Here is a 16,720-nt window from a genome sequence, read left to right on the forward strand (position 1 = left end):
TCCACGGCAGGTTTCGATTACCTCATCTAACCATCATGCAACAAAATGGTCTCGGATAGCTTCGGCCAGTACATCAACAGTGTCGGTGACGGGTACCGGCACCTCCAGCGTGGCCGCAATCAGCGAGAACTCGGAACACGCGACAATCAAATGCGCGGCACCAGCCGAAACCAGATCAGAAGCGGCACGGGAAAGAATGCCCACAGCCTTGTCGGTCGGTCCGCTGGCTTTGACGTCCTTGATAGCGGAAAGCAGCTCGTCTGGCCGCTCTGGCCAGATTGCCACCAGGTCATGTCGTTTCAGTGACGGGTCAAACACCTCCGCCTTCTGAATTGCTGGCGAGGCCAGAAAGCCCACCCGGCTTCCGGCTGGCAGATTTTGCGATACACGCGCGACGGAAAGCTCCACCATGTCCAGAAACGGTACTGTCAATTGGTCCGTGATCTGAGGCAAATAGTAATGCGCCGTGTTGCAGGGCATCGCCAGCGTCGTGACCCCCGCCTGTTGCAGGCGCCGGGCCATGTCGATGAGAACGGGCGCAGGGGACGGGCCGGTCCCTTCGATCAGATGGGCAATCCGGGACGGAACCTGAGGGTTCATATCGATCAGAAGCGGCAGGTGATCCGAGTCGTCCTGTGCATCGATGATCTGCAAAACTCTTTGCTGTAAAAGAATTGTTGCCTCTGGCCCCATTCCGCCCAAAATTCCAACCACTTTCCGGGTCATGGTCGATCTCGCGTCACTGGCGACACCCCTCAGATTTCGACCCAACGATCAGTGTTATCGAAGGCAAAATCGTATCCGAACAGGCCAACCGAACCGCCGGTGTGCAAAAAGACCACTCGCTCTCCGGCAAACGTGCCCTTGCGCGCCAAATCGATCAACCCGGCTGCGCCTTTGGCGGAATAGACCGGATCCAGCAGGAGGCCTTCAAGCTCGGCAAACAGGCGGATCGCTTCGATACCGCTTTCCGTGGGCAGGCCATACCCCTCTCCGACATAGTCCGTGTTGGCCATCACATCCTCGCGCTTGACGACTCCTGCGCATCCCAGCTTCTCGGCCGTTTTGCATGCCAGATCATAGACCATCTGTTCTTGCTTGGGCTGCGGTGCGCGGGTTCCGACGCCCAGCACAGGGATCTGCGCATTCATGGCACTCAACCCGGTGACAAGCCCGGCCTGGGTGCCTGACGAACCTGTCGCGTGAACAATGCGGTCGATGACCAATGCTTCGTCGTTGGCCTGACCCACCAATTCCATCGCGCAATTCACGTATCCCAACGCCCCGGTCGGGTTCGAACCGCCGCCCGGAATAACGTAAACGTTGCGCCCCTTGGCGCGCATCGCCTCGGCGGCCCGGTCCATCTCGGCCACCATGTCATGACCACCGGGAAACTTCTCGGTCGTGGCTCCGTGGAGGTGATCCAGCAGAACATTACCGTTTCCGTTGTAATTGGCATTGTTATAGCCGGTGCGGTCTTCCAACAGGACGTGACATCCCAGACCCAGCTTGGCGGCAAAGGCCGCCGTCTGGCGCGCGTGGTTCGATTGCGTCGCGCCCTGCGTCATGACCATGTCCGCGCCTTGAGCCAGAGCCTCACCCATCAGGAATTCCAGCTTGCGGGTCTTGTTGCCACCCGTCGACATGCCGGTGCAGTCATCGCGTTTGATCCAAAGCTCGACGCCCAACTCTTCTGACAGGCGTTCCATCGGCTCAAGCGGTGTTGGCAAATGGGCAATATGTACGCGGGGGAAGCGGGAAAGGTGCATGCTGGATCCTGTTGGCCTGTTTCTTTGCGCAGCAGTATCCACTGTCTGCCATTTCAAACAAGGGCTTGCTTCCTGCATTCGCCCGGAAAATACACTGGCGCATCGGGGAACCGGGGAGACTTTGGCGTCTCAACCCTGCCTTCCGACCCGGCGTGCCTCGCTTGCGTGTTCCTACAGGCGTCAATCCGAACTAAGTCCGGACGGATTCAACCAGTGAAGGGACCGAGGAACGGGATCATCCAAACCGTTGTTGACGACCAGGGTCTTTGAACTCAGCGCGTCGGGCGGTTCACCTCACAGAAGGATTTGGTAATTCCACAGAACAGCAGCCGGGGACAGAAGCGGCCTGATTGCAAATCGGACCGGTTCTATCCCAATCTGCAACCTGTCCGTCAGACCGTTCCGCCCAGACTGCCTTCCAGTTCAACCATTTCCTGCCCACCGGCCATCAGATCCTGAAGCTCTTCGGGCGAGATCTGTCCCCGCTGTGCCGTGCCGAGCGTCTTGCCGCGGTTCAAAACAGTGAATCTGTCGCCAACTGCCAAGGCATGCCTGACGTTATGCGTGATAAACACCACGCCGATGCCTTGCTTGCGCACCTTATCGATTGTCGCCAGAACATTTGCGGTTTGGCGCACACCCAGGGCCGAGGTCGGTTCGTCCAGAATCAGAACTTTGGCCCCGAAATGCACCGCCCTGGCAATTGCGACGGTTTGACGTTCGCCGCCCGACAGGGTGCCTACCGCCTGATCCGGACCGCGCAAATTGATCCCCATTTTGCGCATTTCGTCCATTGTCACTTCGTTGGCATATTCATGGTCGAAAAACTTCAACGGACCAACCTTGCGCAAGGGCTCGTTACCCATGAAGAAATTGCGGCTGACCGACATCAGGGGAATCATGGCCAGATGCTGGTGCACCGTGGCGATTCCCGCAGCAATAGCATCACGCGGGTCGTCGAAATGCATTGGTTTGCCTTCGAACAGGATTTCCCCTTTGGTGGGTTGATGCACACCGGACATGGTCTTGATGAATGTCGATTTACCCGCACCGTTGTCGCCCAACAGGCAGTGGCATTCGCCCGGATAGACATTTACTGACACACCGGCCAGTGCGATGACCGCGCCAAAGTGTTTTTCGATGTCCCGCATCTCGATGATCGGGTCGCTGGCGGCCGGGTCACCATGGTGGAATTTGGTATCTTCGGTCATATCAACGTTCTCCGGTGATCATGCGGCGGATGTAGGTGTTCAGGACAACGGCAAAGAGCAGGATCAATCCCAGGAACACTCGGAACAACGAGCTTTCGACCCCGGCAAAAAACAAACCTTGCTGTACGACGCCAAAAATCAACGCTCCCAGGGCGGCACCCAGCACCGAGCCGTATCCTCCGGTCAGCAAGGCCCCACCAATCACCACGGCGATGATGGCCTCGAACTCCTTGAGCAAGCCGCGATCCGCACCGGCCGAGCCGAACTCCATCACCTGACAAGTTGCGAAAATGCAGGCGCAAAAGGCGGTGAACATGAACATCTTGATCTTGACGCTGCTGACCGGCACACCCGAGTTGCGGGCAGCCTCGGCATCACCCCCCGAGGCGAAAATCCAGTTACCGAACTTGGTTTTGGTCAGAAGAATGTGACCAAAGATCACCAACCCGATCGCCCAGACGATCAACATCGGGATACCGTCAACAACGGGCTGCCCTTCGCGCGTTCCACGTTCGAATGTGTCGATGACGCCATTATCTCCCAACCACTGGAAAAACCCGGTCAGAATCTTGCCGCCGAAGATTGGGGCGAGCCAATCGCCTTGAGCGGCATCCTTGATACCGCCGATGATGGTTTTGCGCTCAATCGTTTGCGGCAGATAAATGGTAAAACCGCGCAGAATGAACAAAGAGGCCAGCGTCACGATAAAGCTCGGCAATCCGGTTTTGACCACGATGAAGCCATTGACGGCGCCGATTGCGACACACAGGGCAAAGGTAATAATAATCGCTATCCAGACGGGCCATCCCAAGGTGACCGAAAAGATCGCGATCATCATTCCCGCAAAACCGATCATTGACCCGACGGACAGGTCAAATTCGCCTGCGATCATCAGCAGACAGGCCCCTACGGCGATGATCATGAACTGTGCGGAAACCTGGCTCCAGTTCAGGATACCTTGCGCGTTGAACATGCCTGAATCCGATGCAAAGAGCAGGAACATGGCAAAAACAACGATAGTGCCGACGATACCCCCCAATTCGGGGCGGATCATGGCTTCGCGAAACCGGGAACGTTGTTTGATACGTTCATCGACTGCCGCGGTCTGTTGATTAGATCCGGACATGATCAGACCTCGTGATGTCTTGGAGTTGGGAAAAAAGGGCGGCCGGAAATCTACCAGCCGCCTTCGTTTCATTCGATCAGCGGTATTCGCCGGCGAATTGTTCAACCAGAGTCAGGCCATCGGCTGTAACGAAGCCCGGACCCGAGTTGATGTTGTTGCCCGGCAGAACGCCATAGCGGTGGTAGTTGGTCAGGATCACAACCGGCAGGTAGGCCTGCAGGAAGGGTTGCTGGTCGATGCCCCAGTTGATCACCCCACTTTTGATACCTTTGACGATCTCTTCGCCCAGGTCGAAAGTGCCAAAGTAAATGTCACCGGCCATTCCGTTTTCTTCCAGTGCCTGAATAGTGGGATCAGCCGACACCGGACCAAGGGTCAGAACCGCATCGGTATCCGGGTTGGCGGTCAAATATGCCAGCACCTTGTTCTTGACTTCCGCCGGGTCCGCACCGCTGTCCAGCATTGAATCGCCCAGATCGACACCCAATCCGTCCGCGAAGCCCTGGCAGCGATCAGCAAGGGTCGGCTGTTGGATCGAGTGGTTAACGCACAGGAACGATCCCACGCCATCGCCCTTGGCACGCAGACCAGCCGCGTATCCGGCATCGTATTCCGGCTGACCGACATACATCAGGGCGCCGACCTCGCGCGCCTGATCACCGGTTCCGGTGTTCATGATGATGACATCGATACCAGAATCGACCGCATCCGAAATCGGTCCCTTCAGCACGTCGAAATCAGCCAAAGTCGTAATGATCCCGTCAGGACCCGAGGCCGCGGCCTGTTCGATGATCCGTGCCATGTCTGCAATGTCACCGGTTGGTGGGTTGCGGTATTCAACCTCAACACCCATCTGCTCACCGGCCAGCGCGATGCCGTTCTTGATCGTGTTCCACCAGCTGTCGCTATCCGGTGCGTGGCTGACCAGAACGTATTTCTCGCCTTCCGCGACAGCTGCGCTTGCAGCAATCAACGGAGCGGCGGCCACGGTCGCTGCCAGCGCCAGTTTCTTCATCAGTGATGTCATGATTTCCTCCCAGTTTCACCGTTTGTGGCGACGAGGCGGTTTCAAAACCACTCCTCCGACTCAATTTAAAGCACATCTTGCCATTTCTTGCAACCGGTTGCAAAATGGATCAAGCCAATGAACACTGCAAAAGCGCGCGGAACGTTCTAAAAGGAGCCTGCAAGGCGACGAAAGTCGGAAAGGGAACAGAAGCAATGGCCGTCACTTTGAAAGAGGTTGCAGAACGCGCCGGGGTATCCCGGTCTGCTGTTTCGCGGACTTTTACCGATGGTGCCTCGGTTTCGGACAGGATGCGACGGAAGGTGGAAAAGGCCGCGCGCGAACTTGGCTACAGCCCAAACGCGCTTGCTTCTTCGCTGACGACCGGGCGGACGAAACTGATTGGGCTGATCTCGAACAACTTTCACAACCCGATCTTTCTGGAAGTCTTCGATCTGTTCACACGCGGACTTCAGGATCGCGGCTTGCGCCCCTTGCTGGTCAATCTGACGGATGAAGTAGACCCCGCGAATTCAGTGCGGATGTTGCGCCAGTATTCAGTGGACGGAGTTGTTGTGGCCTCATCGACATTGCCACCCGCATTTGCCAAGGCGTTCCGGGACGCGCAAATGCCGGTTGTTCATTCATTCGGTCGATCTTCCTCTGCGCCGCAGGTGCATGTGGTTGGAATTGACAACGTGGAATGCGGACGCATGGCAGCGAGAGAGCTGATACGCAGAGGCTATGAGCGGGTGGCTTTTCTGGGCGGCCCCGAAATGGCGACGTCTACGCAAGACCGCTTCAAGGGCTTTATGGCCGAACTCGAAAACCATCCCGAAATCCAGTCATCCCATTCGTTTGCCGATGCCTATTCATTCGATGCCGGGCGGAAAGAGATGTTGCGGCTGTTAAAGGACACGCCGGCCGAAGCCTATTTCTGCGGTGATGACGTTTTGTCGATCGGGGCGTTGTCCGCGATACAAGACAGCGGTTATTCCTGCCCCGGGGACATCGGGATTATCGGACTGAACGACATGGAAATGGCCGGGTGGGAGTACATCAACCTCACCACCATTCACCAGCCAATCAGGCAGATCGTGAACTCGTCCATCGAATTGACGGTGGCCATGCTGAACGAACCCGATCGCTATCCCGAAGCCCGCATCTTTCCATGCGCCGTCGTGGATCGGGGCACTTTGCGCCCCGTCCGAACTTAGCGGAACATTGGCGGGCGGGCATCCGTCCAAACCCCATTCCCTTTTGCGGATTCCACCGCCGCGTGAACAGCGGCCATAGAACGAACGCCGTCTTCTGCGCCGGGCAGCCCATCCCGATCCTCGCCCCGGATGGCATCCGCAAGATCGCAATAGATGTTTGCCACGGCCAGGGGGAACCCTTCGGGATGCGCAATTGCGACGCGGGACAGCCGCTGCGCTTCTTCGTGCAAACCGCCCTCACCCTTCTCGATGATCTGAGTGCGGCCGCCCACAGGTGTATAGATCAGCTGGTTTGGTTGCTCGGACATCCACCGCAGGCCGCCGGTTTCCCCGAAGACCTGAATGTCAAACCCGTGCTGGCGACCGATCGCAACCGATGACGTCCACAGACGGCCAACTGCCCCGCCCGCCATTCGAAAATTGACCATCGCGTCATCCTCCAACTCGCGGCTGGGAATGGTCGACGCAAAATCCGAGGACAGGGATTTGACGTGATCATCACAAACAAAGCTGGCCATGTGCAGGGCGTGAATACCGCAATCGGCGAATTGCCCGGACACACCGGCCATTGCCGGGTCATAACGCCAGCGCACGCGCGGATTGTCCGCGTCCGTTGCATCTCCGTGATGGCCGTGACTGAAATTCGTGACAACCAGCCGAACCTTACCGATCTCACCTTCGCGCACCATCGCGCGGGCAAGACGCACCATCGGATAGGCGGAATAACAATAGTTCACCGCGCAGATCTTGCCCGAGGCTTCGGCGATACGCACGATCTCTTCGCCTTCCTCCACAGTCATGGTCATCGGCTTTTCGCACAGCACATTGAACCCGGCCTCTAGAAACGCCTTGGTGATTTCAAAGTGGGTCGAGTTTGGAGTAGCGACGGTCACCAGATCGATCCTGTCCGGGCGCGCTGCCTCGGCCATCAGCATTTCGCGCCAGTCACCATAGGCGCGGTCAGCGGCGATCCCCAGGCGTTGCGCGTATTCACGCCCCTGCTCCGGTCGGTGATCAAGAGCGGCTGCCGCGAATTCGAACAGGCCATCGGCCTGGGCTCCCAGGCGGTGCGCAGGACCAATCTGGCTGCCTTCACCACCGCCAATCATACCCCATTTCAGTTTTGCCATTGCCTGCTCTCCCTAGTTGAAGCCAATGGATTCAAGATATTCGCGATTGCTGCGTGCATCCCCAATCGGGTCAGGATCAAGTGTCGGGTCGCAATCCTGCTCGACCGTGCACCAGCCATGGAAGCCTGAATCCAGAAGCACCTGCCGGACAGCGGCAAAGTCTACATCGCCGTCCCCCAGATTGCAGAAGATACCCTGACCGCAGGCATCATAGAATCCGGTCCGGTTCTCGATGACATCGGCTTTGACCTTTGGGTCGATGTCCTTGAAATGCATATAGGAAATGCGGCTTGCATTCCGCCGCATGAAAGCCACGGGATCAAATCCGGCGTAAGAATGATGGCCGGTGTCAAAGCAGATCTTCAGGATCTTTTCGTCCACTTCGTCCAACAGACGCTCCAATTCGGGTTCAAAATCCATGAAACCTGCTGCATGCGCGTGAATGCCCACGGTCAGCCCATAATCTTCCGTTCCGATCCGGGCAGTTTCCGCGATGCGGTCACGGTATGCGGCCCACTCTGACTGATCCATCTGCTCGGCCTCAGATGCCCGACCCGCAGTCGGTGCGCGGCGTGGCGAGATCGAGTCAATCAGAACCAGGTGCTCGGCGCCATGCGCCTTCAGGGCCCGCGCTGTGCGATGGGTGGCATTCAACACATCCTCCCACGCGTCAGGATCGTGAAAGGCGCGAAAGACAACGCCGCCAATCAATTCCAGATCATGCTCGGCAAGTGCATCCGAAAGGATAGCGGGGTCTTCCGGCATGTACCCGACCGGGCCAAGCTCAATCCCCTTATAGCCCGCTGCGGCACATTCCTGCAGCACCGTCTGCCACGCCGGGTTGCGGGGATCATCCGCGAACTCCACCCCCCACGAACAAGGCGCGTTGCCAATTCTCATTGTCATCTTGTTACATCTCCGATGCTCAGAAACTTTCGACATCTTTCCAAGTGCCGTCCTGCGCCGAAGCCAGCGCCGCAGAGACCACACAGTTAACCGCATGCCCGTCGCGGAAGGTCGGCCAGACCGGCCGTCCAGTCTCGATTGCCGTCAGGAAATCGCGGGCTTCGATAATAATCTGGTCCTGGTAGCCGGTCCCATGGCCGGGGCCTTGACAGAACGGCTCATAGTCCGGATGGGCGGGTCCAGTCAGAATCCTGACAAAACCGCGCGTCGCTTCGGGCCCTTCTGCCAGGTACAACCACAGGGCATTCTGGTCTTCCTGATCAAACCGGATCGACCCTTTGGTACCGGTGACCTCGTAGGCGTAGCCCATCTTGCGCCCCGTCGCGATGCGCGAGATGTACAGGTGGCCCATGACGCCGTTTTCAAACCGGCACATCATCTGCCCGTGATCATCGTTTGTGACATCTCCGCCAGGGCGGGATTTGTGAACGGTTTCCACCTCGGCCGACACGCGCACGATCGGGCCAATCAAAGCCTTTGCCGCGTTGATTATGTGCGGCGCGAGGTCCCCCATCGCCCCGTTGGAAATACCTTTGGCACGCCATGTCGCAGGGGTTTGCGGGTCGGCATAGAAATCTTCAGTGTGTTCGCCGCGAAACCAGGTTATGTCGCCAATGGCACCATCCGCAATCAATTGGCGGGCATATTGGCTCGCCGGTGTGCGGATATAGTTGAAGCCAACCATGTTGACGGCACCCGATCGCTCGGCAGCGGCAACCATGGCCGCTCCATCTGAAACGGACGCACCCAAGGGTTTTTCGCACAGCACCGGCTTGCCCAGCGCAAACGCCGCCTCGGCAATGGCGCGGTGGGTCTCGGAAGGTGTGGCAATCACGATTGCTTCGACTTTCGGGTCGGCCACAAGCTCCTGCCAATCATCCGTTGAACGGAGAAACCCATAGGCGCCTCGGTACCTCTCAGCACTTTCAGCGCTTGAGGCGCAAACCATCTCGAGCCGCGGACGCAGGGCAGTGTTAAACACCGCGCCGACAGAAGACATGGCGACGGCATGAGCTTTCCCCATGTAGCCACCGCCGACGATGCCGATTCCGATCTGGGTCATCCCGCGGGCCTCCCTGTTTGGAAATTGATTTGCAACCGGTTGCAAAATTTGTATCTTGAGATTCGAAAACTCGCAAGCCGCTTTCGGCACAGCGTCAAAAATTCGCCGACACATCCCGGAGGGTTCGCAAGGACATGACGACATCAAATGATACGGTTCGCCTGACCACCGCACAGGCGATAATTCGGTGGCTTTCCAATCAGTTCATTCAGATCGGCGGGCAAGAGATGCGCCTGTGCGGCGGCGGATTCGGTATCTTTGGGCATGGCAACGTGACCTGCCTGGGCGAAGCGCTGAACGGGGTCCGGGACGAACTTCCACTTTATCGTGGACAAAACGAACAAAGCATGGGATTCGCGGCCTCTGGATACGCCAAGCAGTGGTTGCGCCAGCGTTTCATGTTCTGCACCGCCAGCGCAGGTCCGGGAACGGCAAACCTGTTGACCGCGGCCGGGCTGGCCCATGCCAACCGTTTGCCGATGCTGATGCTGTGCGGGGACACGTTTATTACCCGCCTGCCCGATCCGGTTTTGCAGCAGATGGAGAATTTCAACGACCCGACTTTAGGCGTCAACGATGCGTTCAAACCCGTGGTGCGCTACTGGGATCGCATCACCCACCCGGCGCAGGTGATCCAGTCCCTGCCCAACGCCATCGCGACCATGCTTGATCCGGCGGATTGCGGTCCAGCCTTCCTCGGGCTGCCGCAGGACGTTCAGGGCTGGACTTACGATTATCCGGTGAAGTTCTTCGAAAAGAAAGTGCACCGCATTCGCCGTCAGGCCCCGGATGTACGGGAAATCGCCGACGCCGCAGCGGCATTGGCGCAAGCCGAACGCCCGATGATCATTGCCGGGGGCGGTGTTCAGTATTCTCAGGCGGTGGAAGAATTGACGGCTTTTGCCGACGCACATCAGATCCCGGTAGTCGAAACCATCGCCGGGCGCGCCAATATGCTGGCAACCCATCCGCTGAACATAGGCCCCATCGGTGTCACTGGTTCCGACTCGGCCAATGCGATCGCCGAAAAGGCTGATGTCATCGTCGCCATCGGCACGCGCCTTCAGGACTTCACGACTGGGTCGTGGACGGCCTTTGCCAAAGACGCGCAATTCATCTCGATCAATGCTGCGCGCCACGACGCAGGCAAGCATATGTCGTTGCCGGTTGTCGGGGACGCCAAGCTGTGCATTTCGGCGTTGGACGACGTGCTCAATTATCGTGCATCAGACAGTTGGGTATCCACAGCACAAGCCGAGCGCAACAAGTGGGATGCATATGTTGCCGACAACGTCTCGTACGGCTATCGCCCGAATTCTTACGCACAGGCGATTGGCGTCGTAAACGAATTGTGCGACGCGCGCGACCGCGTTGTCGCAGCGGCTGGCGGTTTGCCTGCAGAAGTCACGGCCAATTGGCGCACACTGGATATCGGAACAGTGGACGTGGAATTCGGCTTTTCCTGCATGGGATACGAGATCGCCGGAGCCTGGGGCGCCCGGATCGCACAAAAGCAGCGGGAACCGGACCAGGATACGATCACCTTCTGCGGTGACGGCTCCTATATGATGCTGAATTCCGACATTTATTCTTCTGTTCTCAGCCAGAGCAAGCTGATCGTTCTCGTCTTGGACAACGGCGGTTTCGCGGTGATCAACAAGCTGCAAAACAACACCGGAAACGAAAGCTTCAACAACCTGCTCCAAGACTGCCCGACAATCGCGGAACCGTTTGGCGTGGATTTCGTTGCCCACGCCACATCAATGGGAGCGGCAGCGGAAAAGGTCTCGAACCCCGAAGAGCTGGGCGAAGCCTTCAAGCGCGCGAAAGCCAGCGACAAGACCTATGTCATTGTCATGGACGTCGATCCATACGAGGGCTGGACGACCGAAGGCCACGCCTGGTGGGAGGTTGGAACCCCGCACATCACGGATGACGACACCGTTCGTCAGGCCCACATCGATTGGGAAGCCACACGCGAAAAACAACGGCGGGGCGTGTGATGAAACGGTTTACCGCTCAATCCGCGTCTGCTTCGGAAATCGTGGACGAACTGCTGAACGGCGGCGGGGCTGTCGGCATTTCGGGCCTGTTTTCGCCGCAGGACGTCGCCGAGGCCCGCGCCATTGTCATGGCCCATTCCGAAGAAGCCGCCCACAAGGTGACGCATTTCCAGGGCACAGCCGAGGAGGAGGGCAAACTGAACCTGCAAAGGCGGGTTTGGAACCTGTTGGCAAAGGGCGAAGTGTTCTCGCGCATGGCGGCACATCCCGTGCTGATGAACATTTTGCGCTCGTTTCTGGGGACCGAGTTCATCATGGGGTCGATCGCTGCCAACCGCATCCTGCCGGGCGGGCCCGGGCAGGAGCCACATGTCGACTATCCCTATTGGGATTTTCATCGTCCCGAAACGCACCCCGTTGGATTGAACGGATCGTTTCCGATGAACGCACAGGTTTCGGTGCTGTTGGACCCATTTACCGAAGAAAGCGGCGCCACGGCTTATGTTCCGGGATCGCAAAAAGAACTACGCTACCCCGGCCCCGACGACGGATTCTTTGAGCGTTGCGAACGCATGACAGGCGATCCCGGCGATGTGGCTCTGTTCTATGGTGTGACGTGGCATTGTGCGATGCCAAACCGATCAGATCATGATCGCAGCGCCATCCTGATCCAATACCTGCCCAAATGGGTTAAACCGATGGAAGACATGCCCGCTGCTCTGCCGCAAGAGTTCTTGCAGAAAGCCAGCCCCGACATGCGTCAGCTGCTGGGAATGAACTACCCCTACCCCGAGGTTCTGGACGCTGCGAAAGCTGGCAATACGGAGGGCCGTGCATGAATCTGGTGGACGGAATAAAAGGCAATCGCTTTGCCGTTTTTGGCCGCGCGGGCATGGACCTGTTCGCCGATCCGATTGGCGTCAAAAGCGAAGACGCCGGAACCTTTCGCGCCGATTTAGGAGGATCGTCCGCCAATATCTGTGCGGGACTCGTCAAACTGGGCAGCGCGGCGGCATTGGTCACTTCGGTGTCGGATGACGCCGTGGGGCGGTTCTGCCTCAACCGGCTTAAGGACTACGGTGTCGAGACAACCTATGTCCGCTCGGCGGGCGGAGAAGCACGCACCTCGCTTGCGGTCTATGAAAGCTGCCTCGAGGATTTTCAGAATGTTATCTATCGCAACGGGGCTGCTGATTTTCAGGTCACCGACGAAGACATGGATGCGGTGGATTATTCCGCCTACACAGCATTGATCACCGCAGGCACCGTCTTTGCTGCCGAGCCATCGCGATCAGCCACATTCCGGGCGTTCGAAAACGCGCGCAAGGCCGGGCTTCCGACTATTTTCGACATCGACTACCGCCCGTATTCCTGGCCTTCGCCGCAGATTGCCGCCGACGTGCTATCCCGCGCAGGGGCAGAAAGCGACCTGATCGTCGGCAACGACGAGGAGTTCGGTTTCATGGCCGGCGGAATCGAGCAAGGTCTGGAAAAGGCGCGCGAACTGGCCGCGCAGGGGCGCATGGTCGTCTACAAGATGGGGCACAAGGGGGCCGTTACACTGGTGGACGGGCAGGAAATCCGGACCGGTATCTACCCGGTGACAGCGGTCAAACCCAACGGGGCCGGTGACAGTTTTCTGGCCGGCCTCTTGGCGTCAATCGCTGCAGGGCACGACCTGCGTGACGCTGTTTTACGCGGATCGGCCTGCGCATCGATCGTTGTATCTAAACCCGGCTGTGCCGGAGCCATGCCAACAACTGCCGAACTCGAGTCCTTTTTGGCCTCGCACCCCGGCCCGACCGAGTGCTGAACAAGGAGACGCACATGCATATCGCGCCCTACGACAACCAGAACAGACCGATCGTCGATGTCGATCACGATCTGGTTCCCCTGAACTACTTCAACATCATCAAGCTTCGCCGGGGCGAAACGTTCGACTATGCAGTGCCGGGTTATGAAACCTGCGTTGTGCCGGCGACGGGTACAGTGACCGTCGATGTCGATGGCTCAGTCTACGAAAGCCTCGGCAATCGCACCGTTGACGTCTGGGATGGCGAACCCGAGGGTGTCTATGTCCCGGTCGGGGCCAAAGTTCGCATAACCTGCCAGTCCGACGAAACCGAAACATTCATTGCCGGTGCGAGATTCGACAAGGTGCTTGAACCCTTCGACGTCCGCGCCGACGATCTGGACGTGGTGCAATACGGCTCTGACGACACGAAAACACACCGCAAGATCAAACACATCCTTGGTGCAAACCACCATGACAAGGTTGGTCGCCTTCTGGTGTCCGAGCTTTACACCGTTGGTGAGGGCGGCTGGTCCGGTTTCCCCAGTCATAAGCACGATACCGACCGCCTGCCTGATGAAACGCGGCATGACGAGACCTACAATTTCAGGTTCAAGCCAAACTACGGTTCCGGGCTGCAGATGTTGCAGCGTGAAGACAATGAACCCGGTGACGCCTATCACGTTGTGGACGGCTCGACCCTGTGCATCGACAAGGGATATCACCCCTGCGCGGTTCTGCCGGGGTACCAGATGTACTACTTCACCATTCTGGGCGGGCTCAGCCAACGCAGCCTGAAGCAGTATTTCCAACCCACCCATGCCGAGCAATTACACACCATTCCCGGTATCATGGACATGGTGGCCAAGTTCAAATGAGCCTGGTGACGTTATCCGAAGTTCTGCAACCGGCTTTGCGGGGCAATTACGCTGTTGCCGGTTTGGTGACACTGGGATGGGAGGACATGCGCGCCTATGTGGCGGCGGCCGAGGCCGAAGGCGTGTCGGTCATCCTGCAGGCAGGTCCTTCTTGCCGCGAACACACGCCTCTGCCCGTATTGGGTGCGATGTTCCGACATCTGGCCGAACATGCTTCGGTCCCTGTTGTCGCTCACCTGGATCACGGTTACACGGTCGGGGAATGTCGCGAAGCGATCGACAGCGGATTCAGTTCGGTGATGTTCGACGGCTCGCGCAAGCCCTTGTCCCAGAACATCGAAGAAACGGCTGCGATTGCCGAAATGGCGCGGGCCGCCGGTGTTTCTTGCGAAGGTGAAATCGGCTTTGTGGGCTATTCGGGCGGCGAAGGCTCGGCCGGAACCGATCCTGACGAGGCAGCGCAGTTCGCCAGGGAAACCGGCGTGGACGCAATGGCAATCTCGGTCGGCAACGTTCACCTGCAGCAGGACAAGGAAGGCGGGCTCGACGAACCCCGCATTCGCGCCATCGAGGCCATCACCGAGGTTCCCTTGGTGATCCACGGCGGCTCGGGCGTCCCGTCCGCCCAACGGCAGGCGTTGGCGCGGCGGTCCAAAATCTGCAAGTTCAACATCGGGACCGAGCTGCGCATGGCCTTTGGCAATGCACTGCGAGAGGCCGTGAACGCAGATCCTGCGAGGTTCGATCGGGTCCAGATCCTGAAAGAGACACATGACCCGCTGGTCGCTGCCACCCGTCGGGTGTTGCGGGACTTCAAAGCGGCCTAAGCCACTGTATTTTTGTAAATTTTGGAAACCAAGGACGTCTAGCGCATGTCCTTGGTTTTCTTGCCCACATATTTCGCCGTCAGTTCGGGCGGAAGTTCGTTCTCGTCCCAGACGCCAATCAACACGCCTGTGCCGCCCTTCTCTTCCCGCATGGCCACAAGGTCTTTCTTCGACACGGTCGTGCGCTGCGAGATACGTCGCGACCAGGCCCCCAACCGATCGTACATGTCCCTGACAATGTCCTGATGATCGGCCGAGGCCCCCAGATCGTTCAACTCATCGGGATCATTTTCCAGATCAAAAAGGATGGGCCGGTGATCGGTCTCGAAGTGGATCAACTTCCATTGTCGCGTCGCAACCATGTAGACCATGGCCTGATCCGGCGATGCACCCAGAAGAGCAGCCTCGTTGTTTGTTGTATAGTCCACCTCGCAAAAAACCGCCTCGCGCGCCGTATCTGTCGAGTTACCGTGCAGGATCGGTAGCAAGGACTCACCTTCGAGGATGTGATCCGCCACGTCGCCCCCGGCGATTTCCAGGAAAGTGGGTGCAAGATCGATGCTTTCGACCAGCGCGTCGCATACCATTCCGCGCGATGCATCCGCCTCGGGAGAAGGATCGTAGATGATCAACGGCACCCGGATCGATGTCTCGTAGAAGAATGACTTCTCGCCCAGCCAGTGATCACCAAGAAAATCGCCGTGGTCCGAGGTCAGCACGATCATCGTGTCTTCCATACGTCCGGTTTCTTCCAGCCAGTTGAACAACACGCCCATCTGATCGTCGACCTGTTTGATCAGGCCCATATAGGCGGGCACCACGGTGTTGCGCACCTCATCCCGCAAAAATGCCTGACTGACGCGGCTTTGCATGAAGGCATCCAGCACGGGGTGGGGGTTTTCACGTTCGGCTTCGGACCGCGCGGCAGGAAGAACATGTTCAGGCCCGTACATATCGTTGTAAGGGGCCGGAACGATGTACGGCCAATGCGGCTTGATATAACTCAGATGGCAGCACCACGGGTCTTTTGCTTGCTGGATGAAATCCATACCCCTTTTTGTCAGGTAAGGCGTTTCGCTGTCGTCTTCGGCAATATTGGCGGCCCGAGAAGCATTCTTCATGAACCACCCCGACAGGACATTCCCTTCATCGTCGATGCCCGAGTTGGCATGGTCGTGCCAGGGATTGTCAGCCTCATAGCCTGAGGCCTTTAAATAGGCATTGTACTTCAGCGCGCCATCGGGGTCGTAGAACCCCTTGGGTCCTTCCGGACGCATCCCATCATCACGTTCGAAAACGTCAAACCCGCATTCGGCGATCCGCGCGCCGATCACAGTGTCTTTGCTGATCCCCAGACGCTCCATCCCCTCGACGTCCGCAGACATATGCGTCTTGCCGACCAGCCAGCATCCCATCCCCGCATTTCTCAGGTGATCGCCAAGTGTTACCTCTCCCACTTTCAAAGGGATGTTATTCCAGGTCGCCCCGTGGCTGTGGGCATAGCGCCCGGTATAAAAGCACATCCGGGAAGAGCCGCAGATCGGGGACTGGATATAGGCCCGGGTGAACCTGACGCCCATGCTGGCCAGACGATCGATATGAGGGGTGTGCAGATGAGGATGCCCGTAACAGCTCAGGTAATCCCAGCGTAGCTGGTCAAACATGATGAACAGTATGTTTTTGGCCTTGGGCATTTGCGTCTCCGTCTTCTGGACCCCACATGAGGGGCTCT

General features: G+C 58.1%; 15 protein-coding genes. 6 read left to right on the forward strand and 9 right to left on the reverse strand.

Going from position 1 to position 16,720, the window contains the following annotated elements:
• Nucleotides 1-33 precede the first annotated feature (33 nt).
• The 5 genes from cuyB to AC2TDJ_RS17560 form a co-directional block, all read right to left on the reverse strand.
• Nucleotides 34-726: a cysteate racemase gene (gene cuyB, locus AC2TDJ_RS17540; RefSeq protein WP_480843962.1), complete on the reverse strand. Its 693-nt coding sequence runs from the start codon at nucleotides 724-726 to the stop codon at nucleotides 34-36.
• 29 nt (nucleotides 727-755) lie between these two features.
• Complete coding sequence (cuyA, locus tag AC2TDJ_RS17545; protein ID WP_480843963.1) at nucleotides 756-1,769, reverse strand: D-cysteate sulfo-lyase; 1,014 nt, start codon at nucleotides 1,767-1,769, stop codon at nucleotides 756-758.
• A 392-nt stretch (nucleotides 1,770-2,161) separates the two neighbouring features.
• Nucleotides 2,162-2,980, reverse strand: coding sequence for an ATP-binding cassette domain-containing protein (locus tag AC2TDJ_RS17550; RefSeq protein ID WP_480843964.1), 819 nt, complete (start codon nucleotides 2,978-2,980; stop codon nucleotides 2,162-2,164).
• A 1-nt stretch (nucleotide 2,981) separates the two neighbouring features.
• Nucleotides 2,982-4,106: an ABC transporter permease gene (locus tag AC2TDJ_RS17555; RefSeq protein ID WP_480843965.1), complete on the reverse strand. Its 1,125-nt coding sequence runs from the start codon at nucleotides 4,104-4,106 to the stop codon at nucleotides 2,982-2,984.
• 76 nt (nucleotides 4,107-4,182) lie between these two features.
• A complete protein-coding gene (locus AC2TDJ_RS17560; RefSeq protein ID WP_480843966.1) occupies nucleotides 4,183-5,133 on the reverse strand; it encodes a sugar ABC transporter substrate-binding protein in 951 nt (316 codons plus the stop codon).
• A gap of 194 nt (nucleotides 5,134-5,327) precedes the next feature.
• Here AC2TDJ_RS17560 and AC2TDJ_RS17565 point away from each other — a divergent pair, with 194 nt between their 5' ends.
• Nucleotides 5,328-6,329 (forward strand): LacI family DNA-binding transcriptional regulator, encoded by a 1,002-nt coding sequence (locus AC2TDJ_RS17565; RefSeq protein WP_480844007.1) that lies wholly within the window; start codon nucleotides 5,328-5,330, stop codon nucleotides 6,327-6,329.
• Here AC2TDJ_RS17565 and AC2TDJ_RS17570 read toward each other — a convergent pair.
• From AC2TDJ_RS17570 to AC2TDJ_RS17580, 3 genes are read right to left on the reverse strand one after another with little or no spacing between them, the layout of a single operon-like run.
• Nucleotides 6,326-7,459: a Gfo/Idh/MocA family protein gene (locus AC2TDJ_RS17570; protein WP_480843967.1), complete on the reverse strand. Its 1,134-nt coding sequence runs from the start codon at nucleotides 7,457-7,459 to the stop codon at nucleotides 6,326-6,328. The two genes, AC2TDJ_RS17565 and AC2TDJ_RS17570, sit on opposite strands and share 4 nt — an antisense overlap.
• Nucleotides 7,460-7,471: 12 nt before the next feature.
• Nucleotides 7,472-8,365, reverse strand: coding sequence for a TIM barrel protein (locus AC2TDJ_RS17575; protein ID WP_480843968.1), 894 nt, complete (start codon nucleotides 8,363-8,365; stop codon nucleotides 7,472-7,474).
• 19 nt (nucleotides 8,366-8,384) lie between these two features.
• Entirely contained in the window at nucleotides 8,385-9,488 is a 1,104-nt protein-coding gene (locus tag AC2TDJ_RS17580) for a Gfo/Idh/MocA family protein (protein ID WP_480843969.1), read from the reverse strand.
• A gap of 134 nt (nucleotides 9,489-9,622) precedes the next feature.
• On the opposite strand from AC2TDJ_RS17580, the gene iolD reads away from it, so the two are divergent.
• The 5 genes from iolD to AC2TDJ_RS17605 are packed head-to-tail and all read left to right on the forward strand — an operon-like array spanning nucleotide 9,623 to nucleotide 14,988.
• Nucleotides 9,623-11,491 carry a 3D-(3,5/4)-trihydroxycyclohexane-1,2-dione acylhydrolase (decyclizing) gene (iolD, locus tag AC2TDJ_RS17585; protein WP_480843970.1) on the forward strand — a complete coding sequence of 623 codons (1,869 nt, stop codon included), beginning with the start codon at nucleotides 9,623-9,625 and terminating at the stop codon, nucleotides 11,489-11,491.
• Entirely contained in the window at nucleotides 11,491-12,330 is an 840-nt protein-coding gene (locus AC2TDJ_RS17590; RefSeq protein ID WP_480843971.1) for a phytanoyl-CoA dioxygenase family protein, read from the forward strand. Before iolD ends, AC2TDJ_RS17590 begins: the two co-directional genes overlap by 1 nt.
• A complete protein-coding gene (gene iolC / locus AC2TDJ_RS17595) occupies nucleotides 12,327-13,304 on the forward strand; it encodes a 5-dehydro-2-deoxygluconokinase (protein ID WP_480843972.1) in 978 nt (325 codons plus the stop codon). The genes AC2TDJ_RS17590 and iolC overlap by 4 nt, the downstream gene beginning before the upstream one ends.
• 14 nt (nucleotides 13,305-13,318) lie before the next feature.
• On the forward strand, nucleotides 13,319-14,161 hold the full coding sequence (locus tag AC2TDJ_RS17600) for a 5-deoxy-glucuronate isomerase (protein WP_480843973.1): 843 nt from the start codon (nucleotides 13,319-13,321) through the stop codon (nucleotides 14,159-14,161).
• Complete coding sequence (locus AC2TDJ_RS17605) at nucleotides 14,158-14,988, forward strand: class II fructose-bisphosphate aldolase (protein WP_480843974.1); 831 nt, start codon at nucleotides 14,158-14,160, stop codon at nucleotides 14,986-14,988. Before AC2TDJ_RS17600 ends, AC2TDJ_RS17605 begins: the two co-directional genes overlap by 4 nt.
• Before the next feature lie 38 nt (nucleotides 14,989-15,026).
• On the opposite strand, the gene AC2TDJ_RS17610 is transcribed toward AC2TDJ_RS17605, so the two are convergent.
• Nucleotides 15,027-16,682, reverse strand: coding sequence for a sulfatase-like hydrolase/transferase (locus AC2TDJ_RS17610; RefSeq protein WP_480843975.1), 1,656 nt, complete (start codon nucleotides 16,680-16,682; stop codon nucleotides 15,027-15,029).
• Nucleotides 16,683-16,720: the final 38 nt, after the last annotated feature.

Source organism: Ruegeria sp. HKCCD6647-2 (genome assembly GCF_057221075.1).